At 47.8% G+C, this 20,481-nt stretch carries 25 protein-coding genes and 1 pseudogene; 8 read left to right on the top strand and 18 right to left on the bottom strand.

The genetic code is table 11. The features are described 5' to 3' along the window. Positions 1-74: 74 nt before the first annotated feature. The 7 genes from phoQ to rluE form a co-directional block, all read right to left on the bottom strand. The gene (gene phoQ, locus AAER43_RS08660) at positions 75-1,538 is read right to left on the bottom strand and encodes a two-component system sensor histidine kinase PhoQ (RefSeq protein WP_014883419.1); all 1,464 of its coding nucleotides are present in this window, start codon (positions 1,536-1,538) and stop codon (positions 75-77) included. Beyond that, positions 1,539-2,210 (bottom strand): two-component system response regulator PhoP, encoded by a 672-nt coding sequence (gene phoP / locus AAER43_RS08665; RefSeq protein WP_014883420.1) that lies wholly within the window; start codon positions 2,208-2,210, stop codon positions 1,539-1,541. A gap of 123 nt (positions 2,211-2,333) precedes the next feature. Continuing rightward, a complete protein-coding gene (gene purB / locus AAER43_RS08670) occupies positions 2,334-3,704 on the bottom strand; it encodes an adenylosuccinate lyase (RefSeq protein ID WP_014883421.1) in 1,371 nt (456 codons plus the stop codon). Between the two features lie 19 nt (positions 3,705-3,723). Further along, a complete protein-coding gene (gene hflD / locus AAER43_RS08675) occupies positions 3,724-4,353 on the bottom strand; it encodes a high frequency lysogenization protein HflD (RefSeq protein WP_014883422.1) in 630 nt (209 codons plus the stop codon). Between the two features lie 26 nt (positions 4,354-4,379). Beyond that, positions 4,380-5,492: a tRNA 2-thiouridine(34) synthase MnmA gene (mnmA, locus tag AAER43_RS08680; protein ID WP_014883423.1), complete on the bottom strand. Its 1,113-nt coding sequence runs from the start codon at positions 5,490-5,492 to the stop codon at positions 4,380-4,382. Positions 5,493-5,532: 40 nt separating this feature from the next. Further along, complete coding sequence (locus AAER43_RS08685) at positions 5,533-6,006, bottom strand: NUDIX hydrolase (RefSeq protein ID WP_014883424.1); 474 nt, start codon at positions 6,004-6,006, stop codon at positions 5,533-5,535. 9 nt (positions 6,007-6,015) lie between these two features. Beyond that, positions 6,016-6,669: a 23S rRNA pseudouridine(2457) synthase RluE gene (rluE, locus tag AAER43_RS08690; RefSeq protein ID WP_023337110.1), complete on the bottom strand. Its 654-nt coding sequence runs from the start codon at positions 6,667-6,669 to the stop codon at positions 6,016-6,018. Positions 6,670-6,786: 117 nt separating this feature from the next. Here rluE and icd point away from each other — a divergent pair, with 117 nt between their 5' ends. Both icd and AAER43_RS08700 read left to right on the top strand, forming a co-directional pair. After that, positions 6,787-8,037 (top strand): NADP-dependent isocitrate dehydrogenase, encoded by a 1,251-nt coding sequence (gene icd, locus AAER43_RS08695; RefSeq protein ID WP_047027466.1) that lies wholly within the window; start codon positions 6,787-6,789, stop codon positions 8,035-8,037. Between the two features lie 157 nt (positions 8,038-8,194). Then, positions 8,195-8,659: a DUF6650 family protein gene (locus AAER43_RS08700; RefSeq protein WP_231070129.1), complete on the top strand. Its 465-nt coding sequence runs from the start codon at positions 8,195-8,197 to the stop codon at positions 8,657-8,659. Between the two features lie 21 nt (positions 8,660-8,680). Here AAER43_RS08700 and AAER43_RS08705 read toward each other — a convergent pair whose 3' ends face one another. The 7 genes and pseudogenes from AAER43_RS08705 to AAER43_RS08735 form a co-directional block, all read right to left on the bottom strand. Then, positions 8,681-9,808, bottom strand: a complete 1,128-nt coding sequence (locus AAER43_RS08705; protein ID WP_057058025.1) for a site-specific integrase — start codon at positions 9,806-9,808, stop codon at positions 8,681-8,683. Next, positions 9,789-10,034 (bottom strand): excisionase, encoded by a 246-nt coding sequence (locus AAER43_RS08710; RefSeq protein ID WP_071785721.1) that lies wholly within the window; start codon positions 10,032-10,034, stop codon positions 9,789-9,791. The genes AAER43_RS08705 and AAER43_RS08710 overlap by 20 nt, the downstream gene beginning before the upstream one ends. A 52-nt stretch (positions 10,035-10,086) precedes the next feature. Beyond that, positions 10,087-10,806 (bottom strand): 3'-5' exonuclease, encoded by a 720-nt coding sequence (locus AAER43_RS08715; protein ID WP_192856928.1) that lies wholly within the window; start codon positions 10,804-10,806, stop codon positions 10,087-10,089. After that, a pseudogene (locus tag AAER43_RS08720) lies at positions 10,801-12,570 on the bottom strand (RecE family exodeoxyribonuclease); the annotation flags it as partial. The gene AAER43_RS08715 and the pseudogene AAER43_RS08720, both read right to left, overlap by 6 nt. Positions 12,571-12,746: 176 nt before the next feature. Further along, positions 12,747-12,911, bottom strand: a complete 165-nt coding sequence (locus AAER43_RS08725) for a DUF1482 family protein (protein WP_231070136.1) — start codon at positions 12,909-12,911, stop codon at positions 12,747-12,749. A gap of 14 nt (positions 12,912-12,925) precedes the next feature. Continuing rightward, positions 12,926-13,048: a hypothetical protein gene (locus tag AAER43_RS08730; RefSeq protein ID WP_257393914.1), complete on the bottom strand. Its 123-nt coding sequence runs from the start codon at positions 13,046-13,048 to the stop codon at positions 12,926-12,928. 253 nt (positions 13,049-13,301) lie between these two features. Continuing rightward, positions 13,302-13,712 (bottom strand): helix-turn-helix transcriptional regulator, encoded by a 411-nt coding sequence (locus AAER43_RS08735; protein WP_057058024.1) that lies wholly within the window; start codon positions 13,710-13,712, stop codon positions 13,302-13,304. A 131-nt stretch (positions 13,713-13,843) separates the two neighbouring features. Here AAER43_RS08735 and AAER43_RS08740 point away from each other — a divergent pair, with 131 nt between their 5' ends. Genes AAER43_RS08740 through AAER43_RS08755 form a run of 4 tightly spaced genes read left to right on the top strand, consistent with a single transcriptional unit; the run spans position 13,844 to position 16,222 of the window. Beyond that, positions 13,844-14,071: a YdaS family helix-turn-helix protein gene (locus AAER43_RS08740; RefSeq protein ID WP_029485136.1), complete on the top strand. Its 228-nt coding sequence runs from the start codon at positions 13,844-13,846 to the stop codon at positions 14,069-14,071. Between the two features lie 2 nt (positions 14,072-14,073). Then, entirely contained in the window at positions 14,074-14,628 is a 555-nt protein-coding gene (locus tag AAER43_RS08745; RefSeq protein ID WP_057058023.1) for a toxin YdaT family protein, read from the top strand. A gap of 54 nt (positions 14,629-14,682) precedes the next feature. Beyond that, positions 14,683-15,741, top strand: coding sequence for a DUF1376 domain-containing protein (locus tag AAER43_RS08750; RefSeq protein ID WP_342701876.1), 1,059 nt, complete (start codon positions 14,683-14,685; stop codon positions 15,739-15,741). Positions 15,742-15,760: 19 nt separating this feature from the next. After that, a complete protein-coding gene (locus AAER43_RS08755) occupies positions 15,761-16,222 on the top strand; it encodes a PerC family transcriptional regulator (RefSeq protein ID WP_057058020.1) in 462 nt (153 codons plus the stop codon). 209 nt (positions 16,223-16,431) lie between these two features. Here AAER43_RS08755 and AAER43_RS08760 read toward each other — a convergent pair whose 3' ends face one another. From AAER43_RS08760 to AAER43_RS08775, 4 genes are all read right to left on the bottom strand, one after another. Then, on the bottom strand, positions 16,432-18,555 hold the full coding sequence (locus AAER43_RS08760; protein WP_231070133.1) for a P-loop NTPase fold protein: 2,124 nt from the start codon (positions 18,553-18,555) through the stop codon (positions 16,432-16,434). Between the two features lie 206 nt (positions 18,556-18,761). Then, entirely contained in the window at positions 18,762-18,908 is a 147-nt protein-coding gene (locus AAER43_RS08765) for a hypothetical protein (RefSeq protein ID WP_157845156.1), read from the bottom strand. Between the two features lie 27 nt (positions 18,909-18,935). Beyond that, positions 18,936-19,076 (bottom strand): hypothetical protein, encoded by a 141-nt coding sequence (locus tag AAER43_RS08770; protein ID WP_157845155.1) that lies wholly within the window; start codon positions 19,074-19,076, stop codon positions 18,936-18,938. Continuing rightward, positions 19,069-19,698 carry a DUF6338 family protein gene (locus AAER43_RS08775; RefSeq protein ID WP_048962517.1) on the bottom strand — a complete coding sequence of 210 codons (630 nt, stop codon included), beginning with the start codon at positions 19,696-19,698 and terminating at the stop codon, positions 19,069-19,071. The genes AAER43_RS08770 and AAER43_RS08775 overlap by 8 nt, the downstream gene beginning before the upstream one ends. Positions 19,699-19,922: 224 nt before the next feature. On the opposite strand from AAER43_RS08775, the gene AAER43_RS08780 reads away from it, so the two are divergent. Together AAER43_RS08780 and AAER43_RS08785 are read left to right on the top strand one after the other, a co-directional pair. Continuing rightward, positions 19,923-20,156: a DinI-like family protein gene (locus AAER43_RS08780; RefSeq protein WP_050863256.1), complete on the top strand. Its 234-nt coding sequence runs from the start codon at positions 19,923-19,925 to the stop codon at positions 20,154-20,156. A gap of 6 nt (positions 20,157-20,162) precedes the next feature. Further along, complete coding sequence (locus AAER43_RS08785) at positions 20,163-20,441, top strand: hypothetical protein (RefSeq protein WP_071978108.1); 279 nt, start codon at positions 20,163-20,165, stop codon at positions 20,439-20,441. Positions 20,442-20,481 lie beyond the last annotated feature (40 nt).

The following is a 20,481-nucleotide window of genomic DNA, read 5'->3' on the forward strand; positions in this document are numbered from 1 at the left end:
GTTCTTACTGACACGGATTATAACGGAAGCTCAGCCCCCCGGCTGCGAGATCCTCGCATTTTTCACATAACGGGTTAACTATCGTTCGATGTGGGCTGCTGGCGACCAAAAATCACTTCCATTCTGGCGCCGCCCAGCAAACTTTCGCTGGTTTCAATTTTTCCATCGTACTGGTCGACAATTTCACGTGCGACGGCTAACCCCACCCCCTGGCCGGGGCGCAGCGTATCGGCGCGCTGGCCGCGATCGAACACCACATCACGTTTATTGCGCGGGATCCCCGGGCCATCATCTTCAACGATAATATGTAACTCGTTATCCGTCTGACGCGCAGACACTTCCACAAACTCCAGGCAGTATTTACAGGCGTTATCCAGCAGGTTGCCCATGACTTCCATGAAGTCATTCTTTTCGCCGACAAAGCTTATCTCAGGCGAGATATCGAGGCTGATGTTCACCCCTTTACGCTGGTACACCTTGTTGAGGGCGGACGTAAGATTATCCAGCAGCGGTGCCACCGGGTGCAGCTCGCGGCTCAGAAGCGCGCTGCCGGAACGCATACTGGCGCGGTGCAGGTAATAGCCAATTTGCTGTGAGATTCGACTGATCTGCTCCAGCATCACCGGCTCGGCATCATCAACGCTCAGCTTTGAACTGCGCATTGAACGCAGGGTACTTTGCATCACGGCCAGCGGTGTTTTCAGGCTGTGAGTGAGGTCAGTCAGGGTTGTACGGTACTTATCATAGCGTTCGCGTTCACTTTTCAGCAGGCGATTGAGATTACGTACCAGACTTGTCAGCTCACGGGTGGTTTCCGGATTGAGTTTTTCGCGATGGTGTTCCTCAAGCTCGCGCACCTCTCGCGCCAGGGATTCAATGGGGCGCAAGCTCCACCACGCCGCCACCCAAAGCAGCGGGATTACCAGCAGCAGGTTAGCGGCCAGAACATATACGAACCAGCTCCAGACCCTGTAGGAGCGCTTGAGCTCGACAGGAATGGTGTCGATCACCACAATGGTCAGCTGCGGCATGTTCATCGTCGCCGGGTAGATATTAATCGCCACGGAGTGCGTCATCTCCGTTTCGGCATCATCCTCGCGGATTTCATTGAGTTTCTGCTGCATAGAGCGATCTTCGCGAATCAGCGAGCTGGTGGTGTTAAGATCGGCTTCTATCTCATGAAAACCATTGGTTTTAAGCCACTCCGGACGAATGCTTTTAACCAGCCACGGGATATCTCTTTGCGCCCACAGCAACTTCCCTTTTTCGTTGTAAATCAGGGCCAAAGTAGGGCTCTGTTGATTCAGGTTCTCGGGCATTTCAACGCTGATACGGTTGTTTTCCCATTTCGCCAGAGTGTAAAACAGATTACTTTCGCCACGTAACAGTCGAAAAGTCGTTTTATCGAAGCTGACGCTGTAACCCACCAGGGCGACCATACCGTAGGAGAGCGACAGCACCAGCACCACTGCGGCCGTTGCCAGCAAAAAACGAACCCGCAGTGAGAGGGGCAGAATATGGCGCAAAATCTGTCTCATTTAGCGTAATTCAAACAGGTAGCCCTGGCCGCGGACGGTCGTGATCACATCCTGCGGGTACTGCGCCTGAATTTTCTTACGCAAACGCCCCATCAGCACATCAATAGTATGGCTCTCGCGCAGCTCCGCGTCCGGGTAGAGCTGGAGCATTAAGGAGTCTTTGCTCACAACCTTGCCACTGTTACGAATCAGCGTTTCCATGATGGTGTATTCGAATGCAGTCAGCTTGATCACTTCATTGTTAATCGAGAGCTCGCGTCGGGAGAGATCCACCTGGAAAGGCGGAATGGAGATAACCTGTGAAGCCAGCCCGCTGTTGCGGCGTAATAGCGCCTGCATGCGCGCAGCCACTTCTTCAATATGGAACGGCTTGGTGACGTAATCATCCGCACCGGCGCTGAGCACTTCAACTTTGTCCTGCCAGCCCTCGCGGGCGGTCAGAACCAGCACCGGGAGAGAAACATCATGGCTGCGCCAGCGACGAATTAACGACAGACCGTCTTCATCAGGCAAGCCTAAATCGACAATGGCGATATCCGGCAGATGTTCATTGAGATAATAATCGGCTTCTTTTGCATCTTCAGCATCGTCCACCTGATGTCCCATCTCCTGAAGCTGAACCTTCAGGTGGTGGCGTAGCAATGCGTTATCCTCAACAACCAGTACGCGCATCATCTTTTCTCCCAGAATATGTAGTACGAATAGTTTAACGCTGATTATGTTGCCGTGGGGATAAACATTCAGTAAACCGGGGAAAAGCAACCCCCTTTCCGGGCGGAAAGGGGGGAAGGGGTGTTACTTCAGCTCGTCGACCATGGTAATGGCGCGGCCAATGTAGTTCGCCGGCGTCATGGCTTTCAGGCGCGTTTTCTCTTCTTCTGGCAGTGCCAGACCGTCAATAAACTGTTTCATGCCTTCAGCATCTACACGCTTGCCGCGAGTCAGCTCTTTCAGTTTTTCATACGGCTTTTCGATGCCGTAGCGACGCATCACGGTCTGAATCGGCTCCGCCAGCACTTCCCAGTTGTGATCCAGTTCGTCCAGCAGACGATCGCGATTCACTTCCAGTTTGCTCACGCCTTTCAGGGTGGACTGGTAAGCGATCAGCGCGTAGCCAATGCCCACGCCCAGGTTACGCAGCACGGTGGAATCGGTCAGGTCACGCTGCCAGCGGGATACCGGCAGTTTGCTCGCCATATGCTGCAGCACCGCATTCGCCAGGCCCAGGTTGCCTTCGGAGTTTTCGAAGTCGATTGGGTTCACTTTATGCGGCATAGTGGAAGAACCAATTTCACCGGCGATGGTTTTCTGCTTGAAGTGGTTGAGCGCAATGTAGCCCCACACGTCACGATCGAAGTCGATCAGAATGGTGTTGAAGCGCGCGATGCAGTCAAACAGCTCAGCGATATAGTCGTGCGGTTCAATCTGCGTGGTATACGGGTTCCACTGAATACCCAGGGAGGTGACAAACTCTTCGCTGAACTGGTGCCAGTCCACTTCCGGGTAAGCGGCGATGTGGGCATTGTAGTTACCGACTGCACCGTTGATTTTGCCAAGAATTTCAACCTGTTCCAGTTGGCGGTACTGGCGCTCCATGCGGTACGCCACGTTCGCCATCTCTTTACCCATGGTGGAAGGGGTGGCTGGCTGGCCGTGAGTACGGGAAAGCAGCGGAATGTCGCGGTATTCCACGGAGAGCGCTTTCACCGCGTCGATGATCTTACGCCAGTAAGGCAGCACAACCTCTTTACGCGCGGTAGAGAGCATCAGCGCGTGAGACAGGTTGTTGATATCTTCAGAGGTACAGGCGAAGTGAATGAACTCTGACACCGCGTGCAGGGCAGGGACGCTTTCCACTTTCTCTTTCAGGAAGTACTCAACCGCTTTCACGTCGTGGTTGGTGGTGCGTTCAATGGTCTTAATGCGCGCGGCATCTTCTTCGCTAAACTCAGCAACGATTTTATCAAGGTAATCGTTTGCCTTTTCGTCAAAAGCAGGAACTTCCTTGATTGCTGCCTGGGCGGCCAGCTTCTGCAGCCAGCGTACTTCAACCTGAACACGGAACTTCAGCAAACCATATTCGCTGAAGATCCCGCGCAGCGCGCTGACTTTATCGCCGTAGCGTCCATCGACAGGGGATACGGCGGTCAGTGAGGATAATTCCATAATTCGCAACTCCGGGAGGTTAACAATGAGCAAGAATTTGTTTTGCCTGAGTGGTCAGGCGATTACGAGAAAACATTAACTGCAGACGGCCACCGCCAACCTGATGCCACAGCACGGCGGCGCGGATCCCTGCCAGCAGGGACGCACGTACTTTTGCCTGCACCTGTGGGCTTTGCAGCACGGCAGGGGATCCGGTGACCTGAATACGTGGGCCCAGCGGGCTGATGACATCAACGTAAATACCGGCCATCGCGCTCAGCAGCGTTTCGGATTGCAGATCAAAATGGTCGAGTTGACGCTGGAGCCCGCCGATACGATCGCCCAGGGTATTGAGCGCGCCTTTCGCCGCGCTCAACTTACGCTCAAGTACCATCAGGCTTAAGGTGTAGCGGGTCAGTTCTGCGTTTAACCCTTGACGACTACTGGCGTTAAGTACGCCAAGTAGGGTTTCAAGACCGAGACGAAGATTGGTTTCACTCCCACCAAATACACCCAGAGTTGAACCGGGGTTAAGGTCGATAACGCTGTTGAGTGAAACGTGCAGGGCATCGGCATCGCAATGACCCTGATGCGCCAGCTGTTGCACCAGACGGGCAGACTGGCAAATTCCTGCCAGCGCCAGGGTGATGTCGTAGTAGTTCTTCGCCACATGGTCTCCTTTATGTGTGCACTCTGTTAAACAGCGGGCAGCGGCAGGCGCTGTTCAATGATCCCGCCGCCCAGGCAGATTTCGCCGCTGTAGAAGACAGCAGACTGACCTGGGGTGACGGCGGCAACCGGCTCGTCAAAACGCACGTCAATGCGATCGTCATCGAGCGCGGTAACGGTGCAAGGAATATCGGTCTGACGGTAGCGCGTTTTCACCGTGCAGCGCAGCGTGCCTTTCAGCGGCTCGCGATCGACCCAGTGCAGCTGTTGCGCGATAAGGCCAACGGACATCAGACGCGGATGGTCGTGCCCCTGGGCGACAACCAGAATATTGTTTTCGACATCTTTGTCGACCACATACCACGGATCTTCGCTGCCATCTTTGGTTCCACCGATACCCAGACCTTTGCGCTGGCCTAAAGTATGGTACATCAGCCCCTGGTGCTGGCCGATCTCATCGCCATCAACGGTGACAATTTTACCCGGCTGTGCAGGCAGGTAGCGGCCAAGGAAATCACGGAATTTGCGCTCACCGATGAAGCAGATGCCGGTAGAGTCCTTTTTCTTCGCGGTGATCAGGTCCAGCTCTTCCGCGATTTTACGTACCTGCGGCTTTTCCAGCTCGCCAACCGGGAACAGGCTCTGGGCGATCTGTTCGTGGCTCAGGGTATAAAGGAAGTAGCTCTGATCTTTGTTGCCGTCCAGACCGCGCAGCAGCTGGCTTTTGCCATTCACATCTGCACGACGCACGTAGTGGCCGGTCGCAATGTAGTCTGCGCCCAGATCTTCCGCAGCGAATTCCAGGAAGGCTTTAAATTTGATCTCTTTGTTGCACAGAATATCCGGGTTCGGGGTGCGCCCCGCTTTGTACTCTTCCAGGAACAGTTCAAAGACGTTATCCCAGTATTCTGCAGCAAAGTTAACGGTGTGCAGTTCAATGCCGAGCTTATCGCACACGGCTTGCGCATCGGCGAGATCCGCAGCGGCAGTGCAGTATTCCTCGCCATCATCTTCCTCCCAGTTCTTCATGAACAGGCCCTCCACCTTATAGCCCTGTTGCTGTAACAGGTAGGCGGAAACGGAGGAATCGACACCGCCGGACATGCCGACGATCACTTTTTTCTGGCTGTTATCTGACATGGAATACTCACGACATTGAACTTCAAGGCGGCGTATTCTATCACGCCCCCCCACCATTGGCACCCTCTGTAAACGGCCAGTTAAATGCGCCGATGACTTCCAGCGGTAAGCGGCCAGCAGACTGCCAGCAGCGAATGCTTTCCGCAACCAGCGGCGAGCGCAGGTTTGGCGCGTTAAGGATCTCCTCGGCAGTCACCCACAGGCAGCGGTCGATATCGTCATCCTGCGGCTCTGTGGCGCACATTTCGCTAAGCTCGACGGCAAACAAGAAGCGCAGGAACGGGGTGCTATCGGGCGCAATCCACTGATGCAGTCGGATAAAGTGCTGGGGTTCGGCGTGTATGCCGGTCTCTTCCCACAGCTCGCGTTTTGCTGCCTGCAGTAAGGTCTCATTGGCTTCAAGGTGCCCGGCTGGCTGGTTCCACAGCGCTTTACCGTTAATGCTCTCTTCGACCACAAGGAATTTACCCTGGGCGTGGACCACGCAGGCGACCGTAACATGAGGTTTAAACATAGTGACTCCTTAAGCGGTAACGTCTCGCCATTCACCGTTTGCCAGCGTTTCCAGGGTGTAGCTGCCCATGGCGTAGCGAATCAGACGCAGAGTAGGGAAGCCGACGTGAGCGGTCATGCGCCGGACCTGACGGTTGCGGCCTTCATAAAGGGTAATTTTGAGCCAGCTTGTCGGAATGGATTTGCGTTCGCGGATGGGCGGATTGCGCGGCCATAGCCACTCCGGTTCATTCACGCGTTCAATACCTGCAGGCAGGGTTGGGCCATCGTTCAGCGTTACGCCACGGCGTAATTTCTCCAGCGTTTCTTTGTCCGGTTCGCCTTCGACCTGCACGAAGTAAATTTTGCCCGTGCGTTTTCCCGGCTGTGTGAGCTTTGCCTGCAGAGCGCCGTCGTTGGTTAAAACTAAAAGTCCTTCGCTGTCCCGGTCCAGACGCCCGGCGGCGTAAACGCCCTGGACGGGAATGTAATCCTTCAGCGTGCTGCGTCCGGCCTCATCGGTGAACTGCGGCAAAACATCGTAGGGTTTATTGAACAAAATAACCCGCTTCGGCTGGGTTTCTTGCGGTCTTCTGGCGGCTTGTCGCGAGCTGAATCGCTCAACCCGGTGTTTTGTAAAAGAAGTTTTCTTCATGGTATTTTCAGGCGTTATCAATTGCCGCATTATAGCCTAATAACGAAGACCTTTCATGGCGCAGGACATTCAGGTACTATCGAAGGGCTCATTACAATTTATTAACATAAGATCAGTAACAACCAGAAGCGCTCGAAGGAGAGGTTAATGGAAAGCAAAGTAGTTGTTCCGGCGGAAGGTAAAAAGATCACCCTGCAAAACGGCAAGATTAACGTTCCTCACAATCCGATTATCCCGTTCATTGAAGGTGACGGTATCGGTGTAGACGTTACCCCGGCAATGCTGAAAGTGGTTGATGCCGCTGTTGAGAAAGCCTACAAAGGCGAGCGTAAAATTTCCTGGATGGAAATTTACACCGGTGAGAAATCGACTCAAGTTTATGGCCAGGACGTCTGGCTGCCAGCAGAAACGCTGGACCTGATCCGCGACTACCGCGTTGCTATCAAAGGCCCATTGACCACCCCAGTCGGCGGCGGTATCCGCTCCCTGAACGTGGCACTGCGTCAGGAGCTGGACCTGTACGTCTGTCTGCGTCCGGTGCGTTACTATCAGGGCACCCCGAGCCCGGTTAAGCACCCTGAACTGACCGATATGGTTATCTTCCGCGAAAACTCAGAAGACATCTACGCGGGCATCGAGTGGAAAGCAGACTCTGCAGACGCAGAAAAAGTGATTAAATTCCTGCGCGAAGAGATGGGCGTGAAGAAAATTCGCTTCCCTGAACATTGCGGTATCGGCATCAAGCCATGCTCCGAAGAAGGGACTAAACGTCTGGTGCGCGCGGCTATCGAATACGCGATCACCAACGACCGTGACTCTGTGACTCTGGTTCACAAAGGCAACATCATGAAGTTCACCGAAGGTGCCTTCAAAGACTGGGGTTACCAGTTGGCGAAAGAAGAGTTTGGCGGTGAGCTGATCGACGGTGGCCCGTGGCAGAAGATTAAGAACCCGAACACCGGCAAAGAGATCATCGTTAAAGATGTGATCGCCGATGCGTTCCTGCAGCAGATCCTGCTGCGTCCTGCTGAATACGACGTGATTGCCTGTATGAACCTGAACGGTGACTACATCTCTGACGCCCTGGCAGCACAGGTTGGCGGTATCGGTATCGCCCCTGGTGCAAACATCGGTGACGAGTGCGCTCTGTTCGAAGCGACCCACGGTACTGCTCCTAAATATGCAGGTCAGGACAAAGTGAACCCAGGCTCTATCATCCTGTCCGCAGAGATGATGCTGCGTCATATGGAATGGTTCGAAGCTGCAGACCTGATCGTCAAAGGTATGGAAGGCGCGATCAACGCGAAAACCGTCACCTATGACTTTGAACGTCTGATGGACGGCGCTAAGCTGCTGAAATGTTCAGAGTTTGGTGACGCGATTATCGCGAACATGTAATCCAGACTCTGGGTTAATCAAGAACGGGAGCCGATTGGTTCCCGTTTTTATTATTAGTTTTTGAACGGTTATCAAAAAATTATCAAAATAAATTAACAAAATGGAGCTGGTCGCATAGCATTGATTGTTAGCGATTGAACTAAAAGGAGAGATACAAATGCAATATAAAGATATATTGAAACATATTACTGGGATTAGCTGCCCTTTATTTGGTATTCAATGGAACCCACCAGTTTACTCGTCCGATATTGCCAGAGAAATTGTATTATTTTTAGAAAATAAACGAGTGTTGTTCAGTTTGCCTCAGAATGAAGTAATTAATTTATGCATATTAAGTGCAAATGAAATTAGAACCGAGTTAGTGAATCAGCAAAAAAAATCCAATGATGAAAAATTAAATAATTTGATTCAAAAGATGTTGCGCTCTACACGTGATTTTTTGAGCAAAACTGAACTGATATCTCCCAGCACAAATGCGGTAGTTATGCAGTCGATGCTAGAAAGAGAACTACTTGAATATAGACGTAAGATGGGGAATTTAATAGCGATACTCAGCATCAGCTATGGCGTTGATGTAGGCGACGAGTTAGCTGTTATTCTACCTTTGGCGGTATTTGAATAAGAAAAAGGAGCTATTGCTCCTTTATAAACACACTTTAATCCAGTCTTTTCCTCGGTCATCATGGTACCTAGCTGTCTGATTGGGGGATTTGTGTCCCAATAATTTCTGTGTATCAACGCCTTGAGTCTCGTACAGGCGTTCAGCTAAAGATCGTTGTTCGTGGAACGTTGCTGGCGTACCGTCCCCCCAATTTATTTCTGCTTTATCACGGGCCTTGCTGAAATTCATTGTTATAGTATTCGACTTCACCTGTGCACCTCGTTCTGCCATTGAGGTCGCCCGGAAGAAATGGATAAGGTATGGACTCACGGCATAGTCACGGCAACGCGCAACTACATCCCTCAAACTCCAGTCAATCGCATTAAGTCTCAGGGATAGAGGGATCGCTAGCTTGCTTCCCGTCTTCTCCTGTACGACATGCAGATGGTCATCCCAAATATCGCTAAACTTCATGTTGGAAATATCCCCGAGCCGCTGACCCGTAACGAGCGCCAATAGCATTGCATTGCCCATGTATTGATGGCGGGCATCTGCGATCGCGAAAATCTTTTGCCATTCGTCGAGGTTTAGACGTTGTCGGCTAATCCGCCGGCGCGGTTGTTTTGTAGCCAGAGCCGGGTTATAACCCGGCGGTACCTCGCCATAATGTTGGGCTTCCTTGAAAACATCGATCAAAACAGAGCGGATTACCTGGGCCATCCTCGGTTGACCTTCTGCAACATAGGACTCCAGTATCTGGGCAACATCCCGAACATCGACGGATGAAATCAATTTCATTCCTACGCTCTCACGAAGTAGGGCTACTGGTTTAGCCTTTTGCTTATGAGTGTTCGGCTTGATATCACCATTCTCCAGTCTTTCATCCTGAATTTTCCAATAACGATCCAGCCATGTATTCGTTGATATCGCTTTTCCTTTGCTGGTGGCGATCTTGTCACTTATTGCCAAAACCTGCCTGGTGCGCTGTTCAGCTAGTCGCGCATTAGCTTCTATTGCTATTGCTGTTGCTTCAGCCTCGTCAGTTCCGAGGCTGTGAAATTTACCAGTAACAGGATGCTTATAGCGCCAGTAGATTTTATTTACCTTACGACTGTAGAGCGGATAAAGGTTAGGTATCTTGACGTTGTTTTTACGTGGTCGGGCAGCCATCAGACAGTATCCTTTGAAGCATAGGCGAATCAGATTTTTTAATTACGGGCTGGGTTAAATTACCTGTAATCTCGGCATCTTCTCTTACCCGCCAATATCTCCCTTCTTTGGTGGCCGGGGGAGTGAACATGCTCTCTTTAGCGTATCGGCGTAAAGTATTCAGACTTGGAGGATTACTCCGGTATTTTTCCGCAGCCCATTCTTCTAAAGTCAGCATTTGAAGCATGTGATTTACCTCATAATGGCCCATATTCGGGCCATATTCTGAAATTAAAAAATCAGTGTTCTGTCAGACGCTGCCAGATTGCTGACACGTATTTGACCTGATGCAGCGCATCCGAAATAGCCTTGTGAGGTTCTCCCTCAAATGGGATCTCATAGCGAGGCTTGCAGCCTACGGCTTTACCCAACTCGACAATGGTTCTTACATCCCGGTTATTCCAGAACTTCCATGGGCAGGGGATCCCCACCCGGTCATAAGATGCTTCAAGCAGGACATTGTCATAGGTGGCACCATTCCCCCATACCTGTACAGAATCAGGGCCGTTAGCCGCATTCTCGGCTATAAACTCATTTAGCTGCAGTAAGGCATCATCGAGCGGAATAGCATCATCCATCACTAACTCAGAACGAGCCTCAGGCGAAGCTTTAAGCCAGAATATTATGGTAGATGCATCCGGTACCCCGCCGCTGGCCATTGAAGATTCCAGGCTAATAACTTTATAAAATTCCGATCCGGTATTACCTGTTGATGGATCAAAGAACACGGCCCCGATAGATACGACTGGTGAATCAGCCTTTTTACCAAACGCTTCAATGTCGACCATAAGGTGTGTATAGAGCATTTCAGGCTCGGCATAATTATGATGACCGGCATCATTATTTATGGCAGCTGTGCTGCTATAAGTTTCAATAGCGCTTGCGCCTGAGATAGTTTCTTCCGCGCCTTTTGATAACGCAGCACCGTTCGAGGTTTCATCATTGCCAGTTTCTTCCATCGGCACATTATCAACGTACTCCGCTGCGGTATCTTGTTGGTCGATTTCAGCGTTGCTGGTGGCCAACCCTTCAATAGAAAAAAGACCATTACCAACTTTTTCGAGAACCGGCAGCGTGCCGCCGTCGACTTGTGCCCCTTCATTCTGGCCGCCAGTTTCAACAGCAGAGTCATTAGTTACCTCGTTTGTCCAGCTCACCTCAGGGTTATGGCGCGCAGCCGCAAGAGTTTCGTCTGATGGAGCAGAATGATCGCTTTCAGTCAGGTTCGCGTTAATGAATCCGCTGAGACGTGCCGGATACAGGTAATGCTCTGGATGAGCGCTGCGGATAAGTGCAAAGATAGCTGCACGCGAGTAATCCAAAACCCCCGGAGTTGCACGAAGAGCTCTAGACCATTCTTTGAATGGACTTTCTTTTTTACTAACGATCTCTTTTGCCCGACGGAAAACACCACCAGGGATATCATAAATGTTGAAATCCATTGGTAACGTGGCCAGCGCAATTTCTAAATCGAGAGTGTCGAGATCATGTTTAAGGTCAGGGTTTCTGTCGGTCTTGTAGCCTCCGCCAGCGTTTGTACCGGTTTCAGTACGCTGTATCTCAGCAATGCGATTGCCTTTGGCCCATTCTTTTACCAGCAGGCCGCGGTCAATGTAATCAGTCGCCGCCCAGATTCTGGTGAATCGGAGAACCAAAGCGAGTTCGTGACGCTTTTCCTGGCTGAACACTTTGCGAATGGCGTCGGTATAGCGCCACAGGTCTTTGGTGTCGTAACACTTAACCTGTTCGCAGTTTTCTGCCGCCAGCAGCAGGTTCTGGACATAGCTATTGTCAGTGTCCATCTCCAGCGCGCTGATACCTTCGTATTCATCGCGTGTAATGTGGTGGCGCAGTTCGTCGGAGGTGAACTGGGCGAGTACCTGCTTACGGAAGGGCATGCGAAAGACTGGATAACGTGTGGTCTCGTCATCATTCTCGTCAATCTGGATACCGTTATCAGGTTCAAGACCCTGATCTGCTATAACACCGGTGTCGCTGGTGCTTTCAGATTTCACATGGGTAAATTTGCCGCTGCGCCAGGCTTCCACTAATTGGTTGCGATCGCTGGCATCTGCTTTAGCCCAGTCAGCCATGAATGCAGCGATATTTTCAGTTTCGTGTGCTTCATCTGGCGCGAATACCAGCTTAATCGCCTGAACAAGTTTCCACTCAGCGTTCAGTCTGAGTTCGGCAACTTCAGGGATGTCGCTCTTCGCCAGCAGCAGGTTCTTAAGATAGGTATTGCCTTCATCCAGTGACATTTCGCTGGCAGCCAGCTGCTGCTCTTTTGTGATGTGTGATTGATACTTGTCGCTGGTCAGGTGAACGGCAAAACGTACTGCTGGAGTGCGGTTTTCAAGCGGGACACTCTCGACGATGGTTTCAACTGTAGTGGTCGCTTCCGGAGCGGCAGTGTTGTTGTCCACGGCTCCAGTAGACTCAGTACCAGCCTTTGGCAGCCAGGTGCGTCCATCGTCCTGGAGTTCGTAGCGTTTGCACCAGGTGTAATCCACTGTGCATTCTTCCGGTAGGTCGTTGTAAACAGGGAAATCGGTACGGACAGGCTTGCTATAATCCTTGCCTCGGCCGGTTTCAATGCCAGCATCTTCCAGCTCAACATCCAGCTGCAAATTGGCTCGTGCTTCTGATTTAGCCGTGAACCAGATAACGGCATCTTCTTTGCCGGATTTCTGCGTTGCCTTGATTAAATGAAAGAATTCCATATCGGGTCCTTAATTTTGGTTGTAAGATACCCGAAGCTAGTGATTGCCGCCTTGGGTAGTGGTCATTGGTCAAAACTCGATTCCGGAAAGCTTTGGTCGGCTGACCGGGTACTTAACCCGCCTTGCGCGGGTTTTGTGCTTCTAGGGGCTGGTAACAGCCATTGGTCATAACTCGATTAAAACTTGAAAGCAGGCTGTTGGTCTCCAGCCGGTTTATATGGGTAACACACTCCTTTAATGTGCTGCTCTTTGGCAGCTGCATCACAGCCAGATTCGGTTTGGTATACACCGAGCATGATGTCTGAGCATTCCCCGGTGAGGGCACAGACGGTTACGATCAGAGCAAATAACTAGCTCATACTTTTAGCTCTGGATTGCCTTTTTGGGCCAGTAAGTAGCAAAGCTTACGAACCAGAACTTCAAACAGATTTAAGCGTACGGCTTGGCAGCCAGCTCTTTTGCGTGCGAAATCGATCATGGTTATCTCCTGTGTGCCTTTAACGCCAGGCTGGCGGAACGGTAAACCTGCTGCGCGATTGTCTTGCCATCTCATCCGGTGTTTCGTATGCCGCCGGCAGCTACTTCGTGGGCGTCCTGCCTCGATGGCTCGTTGCGATAGAGATATTATTATCAATTCAATCGATATGTGTCAAATTAAATCGATAGCTTGGGGCGAGAAAAACCTAGGGTCATTGATGACCCGAGCACAAGAGGGTGAATTAAAAGAAAGGCTATTTGGTTGGCGGGATCAGATTACGTTTCTGCAGATAAGTCTTTGCAAAATTATCGAGCTCTTCAAGTCTAAGGTCTATTATCTTGATAATTCGTTCTTTTTCATCATCTGTTGGCAATTGTTCGAATGCTTCCAGAAGTCTTTCTTGAAGTTCTGTTGACGGCTTAACTTTTGGTTTTGGTGCCCAAGGATCGTGCTCTTCGAGGGTCTCACCATCCTCCATAAAGAACCATGAGAGTGGATACCCAGTCGCAGCGGGAAGAAGATTCAGTATTTCAGATCTGGGTAAAATGTCAGAATTGCACCAGCCATTAACAGATTGAGCCTTGACTCCCAGTCTGCGTGCCAGCTCAGATTGTGATATTTCGAGATCTTTTAACGCCTTTTGCAATCTCTTACCGAAGTTCATCTCTTCATCCAATTCATCTAGTTATTAGCAATTATACAGATTTTTTCTGTAGCTCTTACTATCGAAATAATTTGACGATATCGATTTAATTTGTTTTATTGTCACTCATCGTTAACTACTGAGAACAACTGATGAAGACATCAATTCAAAAAAAGCTCTTATCGATTTGCAGTCAGGCTGAGCTAGGACGCCGGATGAAAAGGAGAGCCCAAACTGTAAATGGCTGGTTTAAAAACAAAATTCCCGGAGAGCTGGTGCTCAAAGTGAGTAAGGCCGTCGATTGGCAAGTTACTCCTAATGAATTACGTCCTGATCTTTATCCCAATCCAAAAGATGGTTTACCTCAGAAGGAGGCTTAATCATGCAGTCAGCTACATATCAACATCATAACCAACGCCTGGCCGGACCGCTGAAAACTCAAAATCAATTTATGGCGCATCGGCGAGATAGCTTTAAGCACCGTTCAATACAGGTTGCAGTTCGAGAGTGGGAATCCACTTTGCCCGGCCAGGCGCAGGAAAAAATCGCTCAGCTGGTGGCTGAGCAGTGGGCGAAGGAAGGGGGCCGCGGCATCGCGGTCAATAAGCAGAATTTATTCCGCTATTTGAAAAATGAAGGGGGATCGGAGAAATACACTGCTTACGTTATGCAGTTGTCGGGCGCAATCCTCGCAGCTATGCCTGTTGAGATAGCCAGAAAGCATGGACTCAGTAACGCCAGAACGGAAGCCGAGCTGGTGGCGAGTGCAATCAAAGAATGCAGTGAGGCGCATCAGGCTAAGTTGCTGGGCGTCCCCCTTCAAAAGCTTGAAAAAGAAATTCGTGAAGCGGCAATCGCTTTATTCAACATGTTACCTGCTGACGCGGCGGGACCACTACTGGCGAGCATCAGCGCCGTAGCGCCGCAATTTTTTTAATCGAGTTTTGAGCAGTAACCATTACGTACCGGGAAACCGGACAAGGGAGTAACCATGGCAGCTCTGCCTTACATGCAACTTTACATTGCTGATTACCTGGCGGACACCATGCATCTGTCTACAGAAGAGCATGGCGCATACCTGCTGCTGATGTTCAATTATTGGCAAACAGGCCGCCCGATCCCCAAAAACCGCCTCTCGAAAATAGCACGGCTAAGCAACGACCGTTGGGATGCCGTTGAACCATCGTTGAAAGAATTTTTTAACGATACTGGCACCGAATGGGTGCAGGAGAGAATTGAGCGGGATCTGGAGGCTGTGAAAAATTCAATCAGTCAAAAGTCGGCCGCAGGTAAAGCGTCCGCTCAGGCCAGAAAGGCCAAAAAAGGAGCAAACACCCAACAAAACAGTAACGAGCGTTCAACGGGTGTTAATGCTCCGTTTGAACAGAACAGCAACGGAAACTCAACTAATAAAGATACAGATACAGATACAGATCTAAAAGAAAAACAAGAGAGAGAGTTAAGTGCGCAAGAGTCATTTTTGCCACCAATCGGCAAATTCCCGATTACCGATGACTGGATGCCGAGTGATGACTTTGTCGGGCAAGCCGCACAGTGGGGAATTAATCTCGGTGATCGCCCTGGTTATAACTTCGGGTCTGGTTTCACTAGTTTCATTTTCAGCGGGAGCTGCGGGACCGGGAAAAATCATCTTGCTGCAGCAATTGGTAATTACCTGTTGCAACGTGATCACTCCGTTCTGGTGGTTACAGTACCTGACCTGATGTTGCGCGCTCGTAAGTGCTATGACGAGGGGCAATCAGAGTCCGCGCTGCTGGATGACCTTTGCAAAGTGGATTTACTGGTTCTTGATGAAGTCGGCGTCCAAAGAGAAACGCGAAACGAATGGGTTCTACTCAATCAAATTATTGATCGTCGTATAGCGGCGATGAAGCCAGTGGGCGTCCTGACTAACCTAAATTTTGATGAATTATCGAAGACTCTTGGTGAGCGGGTAATGGACCGCTTAACCATGGATAACGGTATCTGGGTGAACTTTGTTTGGGGAAGTTATCGCAAAAACGTAACCCATTTACGGGTTGTTAAGTAATCAAATCGAGTATTGACCAATGACCAAAACATTAACCCAAAAAGAGCAGGTGGCGGTGTTTGTGCACTACCAACCGAACTGCGCCGTTGGCGATGTATCCGGAGCGCTGGATATGGCTGGCGGGACAGCGGGCAGACTTCTGCGTGAGCTGAGTGACGAAGGCGTGATTATTCGCTTACGTGACAGCGTTCAGTGCACATACCGGGCGGTACCGCACGCAGATTTTCCAGACGTAATCCTCCTGCGCAGGGTTGAAAAAAGTGATCCGGTCAGGATGCAGGCTGCCGAGCAGAAAGCGAAGGAGCTAGAGGAGAGGGGGCTTTGGCGAAGGGCAGCAGCAGTATATTCGGACATGTTTGGTATCGCCGGTAGTGTTGTTGAAGTAGCCCGTATTGCCAAGCGTTGTAAATACTGCCTGCGCCAGGCGGGTAGGATGCGGGAATGGCGGGTCAAGATCAGATGCGGGAATGGCCAACGATAAGGTCATGCATACACTACCCCATTACACGCAGCACGAATGTGAGTCTACATAAGGCCACACCAAAAAAGACATAGCTATAGAAAAGGCGTATTTTGCGATAATGCACTATTGTTGCAGTTAATATAATAGTCAAGCCAACCAAGTATCATTGGTTGGCTTGATGTGAGAAATATTTTTAGCATATCCCAATATGCCATTAGTGCTCATCGTTACCAGTTATCAGACTTTGTAGCATCACGAAGATAATATTTACCCCCATCAAGAATGTTCTTTAGTGCAGCCTGTACTGGGTAACTATAATCGGTAATATCTAACAACCCAACCTTATTTTTTAGTTTTTCTAAATCGATAATATCACCGAAATTGCTTTCATCAATTTGCGCATAAGGCCCGTTAACTGAATCACTGCCTGCACGCTTAAGTACCTCAGCAATTCTAATAATTCCATTTTTTTTATTTATTAAATTATCTATAAATTGAGCTGCCAAATGTTTAGATGATCTCCTTAACTCCAAAAATATATGCGATTCAAGATGGTTTTTAATAAATCTTTTTGTTGTAAGTGCGTCAAGAGCGTTATGTTGATATGTTATTTCTAATTTATCAAGTAACTCTTGAGTGATCCATGGATTACTTTCATCAGTACCGTTGAGTTGACGTCTAACTTTGTATAATACATCAGCCCCCAGAGGGGTATTTTCTTTTCTAGATATTATGCTTTTGATTAGTTCGTTTTTGTTGGTACTTTCTGAAATGACTTTATTTGTCAGCCAATTCATTTTTCGATATAAATCTGAAGATAGAAATCCGTAATTAGACTCCTGTGATATGATAAGTTTTTCTGAGAATAGAAATTTATCATATATACATTTCAAAATATCAAAGGCATCATCATCGATAATGTTGGAATAGTTAGTCATCATTTCAAAAAAACGATCTTCAGAGTTGCTTGATTCAACGTCAATTAGGAACTCAGATCTAGATATTTCACCTCGAATAAATTTAATGATGTCCTGATCTGATAAATATCCAATAGGAGTTTCATAATGAAAAGCAACATGTAAGCGTTGAGGCGCAGACACTCTTCCTGCATAATCAGGGTTTGTAACCCCATAATGCGAGTAGCCTCCAGAGGCAAGCAAAGGGAACACTTCACCTAGAAGATTAATCATTAATCTCCGATCTTTATCATTGAAAATTTGAAGATGATGATTTCTTTCATTATCGAATGTTTTGACGATTTCTTCCGGCTTTTCTAACAAAAGTCCATCATTGGTAAATCTCTTTCCAATATATGCTTCAGGATTGTTTTTTATGTGTTCATATAGGCTGTTTGATTTTATTGCTATTAATGATAAAGCAAACAGATCTGAAAAACATACCTGACCTTCTACTTGTGCTAAAATAAATCTCAAATGGTTAAAAAGTTTTTTTATTTCCCTTGGGTTCTTAATTAAGTGTTTGAAGTAATTGTGAAATATCCAACTTAAGCGCTCTTGAACATTTTCAAAATTTTCTGTGAGTTTATTTTCGCTAAGGTTAGAGAATTCAATTTCTGCAAGCTCGGTTATACTACTCTCTGAAATAACTGGAAGTGGTACCCGTAACTGCACAATCTTATTGATGTATTGTGCGGAGTTTTCTATGCCATTTTTTTTAAGTACTTCAGTTAGATAATTGGGATCAAATGCAAGCAGGAATGAAGTGCCAGGGAAGTCCGCTACTGCTTTAACCAATCGTAATACCTGAAATGTCTCAGTCGGTGTTAATCTATCAATGTCATCGATAATTATTATGATTGGATAAGGAAGTTTTTGTATTTCTTTAGATACTTTATTTTTTTTACTTAAAAGATCTAACTCTTTTAAGTCTTCGGTTTTTTTTGTAGCGCTTGAAAATTTTGAAAATACTTTTTCTAGGATAGATGCCCATGGTTCAGTTCCAGGGACAAGTTTTGCAATATTAAATAAACTTGCATATTTTACCAACTCTTTCGAGACTTTAAGTGCTAAGGATGTTTTATCCTTAAGGTTTAACTGTGCTGAGAAGCTGACCAGAAAATCTTGTATTAAAGATTCGGGATTGCCCGCTAACCAAGGGTTATATTCAATGATAGCGGGGTAAGTCTCCTTTTCCTGTAAGGCACCTTTAATTAAATTTATTACTGATGTTTTGCCATTTCCCCATTCACCCTCTAATGAGACAGTAAGACATTCATCTTCACAATTAAGTAGAAGTACATTTGCTAGTCCGTTTGCAAAACTGAGTCTATTTAGAAGGTCGGGATCATCAATTCCGCCATAAATGGGTTGATCGTTATGATATTTGCTCATGTTTGTCTCTTCGAACAGGAATATAATGTTGAATTTTTGTGATAATTGATAAATCAAATCGTAATTCAAGTCAAGAGAAATTCAAAGCAGGAAGTATTTCAGACATCTGTTTCACTCGCATGATGAAAAAAGTTCCTAAAGCAAACATCTCATTGTTTGCTGTTACCAACCCCAGAAGATAAAAAGCCCCAAAAGGGGCTTGGCAGTTATGGCTTCTTAGGTGGTGGCGCTGGTTGCGTAACTTGCTTAGGTGGCTTGTAACCTTCGTTAATAGGCTGAGATTTAGGTTGGTAACCGTAGTCATTTTCTTTCGGACGGTAACCTTCATTTTTGAATTTTCCGTTATTTGTCATGTGATTTCCTTTTTTAAATATGATAGTTCAAGGTTTCTTCGGTGGAGGGGCTGGTTGTGATGTCTGCTTAAGCGGTTTGTATCCACTATTTACATCTTGTTTTGGTTGGTAGCCTTTATTGTTAGGCTGATAACCATCTTGAGCTATAGGTTTCTTAGTTTCACTCACTATTATCTCCTTCTTGACTATTTTCACTAGGGTTAGTGAATCTGAAAAATTCAATGTGCTCAATATCTTTTGAAAGAATCAAAATGCCAAGCGTATCTGTTCTTGCCCTTTCAAACCCCCCATCTGCGTTGATCACCCAATTTTCTTCAAGGTATAGCTGCTCTGGATTAGGAGAACTTGATGAAAATGAGTCAGCAGAATATTTGCCAGCTATTTTATTTCCATCTTTAAGAGTAACTATAACCCATGATGACATTCTTAGCCCGAAATAATAATCCCAAGCCCGCCCTGTAGGATGTGGAAGCAAATTACATAGCCACTTCCACGATCGCATCCATACAAATAATAAAGTCAAGATGATAGGGCTAACAAAGAGAACACACAAATAGAAAAGCATGTATGTGATTAAATGAGTGGCACCATATTGCGATTTTTCAAATAAATATATAGGTATTAGCCATATTGCATAATTGATGCAGCTATATGTTACAACCTCAATAACTGTCTTAGACGTATCAAGTTGAACATTGGGATGTAGTACACTGTACAGCTTCATACTTAGAAAACCCGGAATAACGAAGGCTATGAAAATGACCAATTTATTTGTATCCCAAATATCCATGTATTTCTTTCCTTACACAATAATTCCGTAAATGGATTATGCCACTTATCACTTGCCAGAAGCATGGAGATTATCACCATCTTGAAAGAATTTTTACTCTTGCGGAGTCCCAAGGGTGATGTAGTCTCTACTCGTTTGTTTAACAATTCGTGCTGTTAAGCCGTTGATCAAACTTCTCCATAAGTGTACTGTATAAATATACAGACTTTGCGGTGGAGGCGTTTATGAAAGTTGATTTAACCATTGATCGTACTAAAGAACTTCCGGAGGGTGCAGTCCCGGCACTTGAGAGAGAATTATTAAAACGGCTCCAGAGTCAGTTCGAAGAGTGCTGTCTGATTGTGCGTCGCGCAGGTTCCGATGGGTTAAGTGTTTACGGTGGCGAAAAAGAAGATAAAAAGAAGGTTGAGGAAATCCTCCAGCAGACCTGGGAAAGTGCAGACGACTGGTTTTATTGAAACAGCATGCAGAAATTTTCCAGTTTGGAGGGGAGATTGGTGGAACAAAAAGAAGAATTACCAAACAAGGGCTATGCGGTTATCAGATGCAACGATGGGGTTATCGTTGCGCGACTGCACTCATTTCCTGATAGTGGTCGCGCGCTCATGTACAGACGTGGGGATGAAGTATCATTTATGCCGTTAAAGGATGATGAGATAGTAGGAACACCGACACTATTTACGCAGATGCTTGAACGGGCTGGTTATCGTGTTTCCAAGAATTCTGTTACACTCCCGTCATAGGCCTGAACACCCTATACCTGCTGCGCCACTGGAGAGATAC

Source organism: Enterobacter sp. FUJ80071, assembly GCF_038739915.1.
Lineage (GTDB): Bacteria > Pseudomonadota > Gammaproteobacteria > Enterobacterales > Enterobacteriaceae > Enterobacter > Enterobacter kobei.